The organism is Thermoactinomyces sp. CICC 23799, assembly GCF_016055145.1.
GTDB lineage: Bacteria > Bacillota > Bacilli > Thermoactinomycetales > Thermoactinomycetaceae > Thermoactinomyces > Thermoactinomyces intermedius.
In genome coordinates this window covers 1-1,230 of the sequence record NZ_JAECVV010000028.1, presented here as the reverse complement: position 1 = coordinate 1,230, position 1,230 = coordinate 1, and the positions used below count along the sequence as shown (strand labels likewise).

The window sequence follows — 1,230 nt, the reverse complement described above, 5'->3', positions numbered from 1 at the left end:
ATCGGCTCCTGGCGCCAAGGCATCCACCGTGTGCCCTTAGTAGCTTACCCTACTGGCTCTCTTGGAGATTACTTCTCCCGGTGATTGCAACTTGACAAGTGACGTGTGAAGATTCTCGTCATACGAGTCTCTTCAACCTCGTCATGCTTCTTCCATATCTCATTTTCAAGGTGCGTCGTTTTCCTTTTGTTCACCGCCTCGCGGCGACATTTAGTAATATATCATGCATAAAAAATAAATGCAACCCTTTTTTTGTTCTTTTTTTATTTCCTATAAAAAGTTGTTTTCGGCAAATGAAAATCCGCCAGAAAACTGGCGGATCACCGGCTATAAGGAAGGAATTTCCCAATCAATGGGATCCTCATTTATTTTTTGTAATATCTCATTGGTTTTAGAAAAAGGTTTGCTTCCAAAAAAGCCTTTCCGGGCAGAAAAAGGACTGGGATGCGCCGACTCAATCACATAATGCCGTGTGGTGTCGATCCATTTTTTCTTCTCTTGAGCATGTCTTCCCCATAAAATAAAAACAACCGGCTTTTCACGCTCATTCAGTTTTTTTATCACTTGGTCGGTAAATTGTTCCCAACCTTTCCCTTTATGTGAATTCGGCTTTTTCTCTCTCACTGTGAGCACCGTGTTTAACATCAGAACCCCTTGTTTCGCCCATTTTTCCAAATAGCCGTGATTCGGGATATCATAACCCAGGTCATCATTCAATTCTTTAAAGATGTTTTTCAAAGAAGGCGGTAATTTTACGCCTGGTTTTACGGAAAAGCTGAGCCCATGTGCTTGTCCCGGACCGTGATAAGGATCTTGGCCAAGGATCACCGCTTTTGTATCCTGGTAAGAAGTCAATTGCAATGCAGAAAAAATATCTTCTTTTTTCGGATAAACAACCTGCTCCTGATACTCTTCCATCACAAATTTCCACAGTTTTTCAAAATACGGCTTTTCAAACTCTTCCTGCAACACTTTTCCCCAGTCAGTATTCAAGACTTCAACCATTCAGTTTTTCCTCTCCACTTTCTATAATATTTCTATTTGTTTATTTTAAACGGAATTTCTTTCCCTGCAAAGAAAAAAACAAAAACCTCTGTTATCAAAAGATGACAGAGGTTTTCACGTATTCCCTCAAAACCAAAGAGTGTGAGACATGACTCTTTGAAAAAATCGTTTTTGCTCGAAATGAGCTCCTTAGAAAGGAGGTGATCCATCCCCACCTTCCGGTAG

The 1,230-nt window shown here is 40.7% G+C and carries 2 protein-coding genes; both read right to left on the bottom strand.

Going from position 1 to position 1,230, the window contains the following annotated elements; all coding sequences use genetic code 11:
* Positions 1–327: 327 nt before the first annotated feature.
* Positions 328–1,005 (bottom strand): uracil-DNA glycosylase, encoded by a 678-nt coding sequence (locus I8U21_RS14775; RefSeq protein WP_181731194.1) that lies wholly within the window; start codon positions 1,003–1,005, stop codon positions 328–330.
* 32 nt (positions 1,006–1,037) lie between these two features.
* On the bottom strand, positions 1,038–1,230 hold a 193-nt coding region (locus tag I8U21_RS15090; RefSeq protein ID WP_232337703.1), incomplete at its 5' end, for a hypothetical protein.

Excerpts from the sequence above, each read along its gene's own strand:
- I8U21_RS14775 (WP_181731194.1), bottom strand. The coding sequence starts at position 1,005 with ATGGTTGAAGTCTTGAATACTGACTGGGGAAAAGTGTTGCAGGAAGAG.